Annotated in this window: 1 pseudogene; it reads right to left on the reverse strand. The window is 65.0% G+C overall.

Annotation, left to right across the window (positions count from 1 at the left end):
- A pseudogene (locus AOP79_RS11865) lies at positions 1-778 on the reverse strand (hypothetical protein); the annotation flags it as partial.

The following is a 778-nucleotide window of genomic DNA, read 5'->3' on the forward strand; positions in this document are numbered from 1 at the left end:
CGTCGATGTCTTGGTTGGGGATGGTGTGGTTGTCGATGCCGTCGCCGTCGGGGTCGGTGAGGGTGGGGGTGTGGCCGTGGGGTGGGGTGGTTCCTGAGCTGCAGTTGCCGTGGGTGTCGCAGTCCACGAGGTGGGGTGTGGGGGAGTACAGGTGGATCCAGTGGGGGTCGTTGGTGGTGGTCGCGATGCCTGGTGCTTGGGTCCAGGTGGTGCCGGCGTTGAGGCTGTAGTGGCCTTCCCATTGGGTGGTGAGGGTCATGGAGATGCGGCGTTGTCCGGGTGGGAACGTGATGGGGGTGCCGCCGTTGTTGTAGGAGCGGATGGGGGTGGTGCGTTGTTCGGTGGTGCCGTCGCTGGTGGTCCATGTCCAGGTGATGGGTGTGGCGCGCAGGGTGATGGTGGTTCCGGCGAGGTTGACGGTGGTGGTTTGGGGTGTGGTGTCGGTGATGGGCAGTGTGCCCAGGTGGGTGATGGCCCAGGTGTCGTGGGGTTCAAAGGTGACGGTGGGCGGTTGGATGGTCATGGCGTGCCAGGCGTTGATGGCGGCGACGTGGCTTGGTGTGGTGGAGCATTCGTAGTCTCCGATGCGTGTCCAGGGGCCGTAGAGGGTTCCTTGGCCTTCCAGGGGTAGGGGGTCGGAGCGCCATAGGGGGTCGAGGAGTGCTTGGGTGTCGTCGCATTCGATGGTGGGTTGTAGGGGGTTGGCTGCGCATGGAGGGACGGTGCCGGAGAATTCCAGGGTTGAGGTGGCGACGTTCTCTGAGCCGGTGAGCCACTC

The organism is Demequina sediminicola, from assembly GCF_000975055.1.
Taxonomy (GTDB): Bacteria; Actinomycetota; Actinomycetes; order Actinomycetales; family Demequinaceae; genus Demequina; species Demequina sediminicola.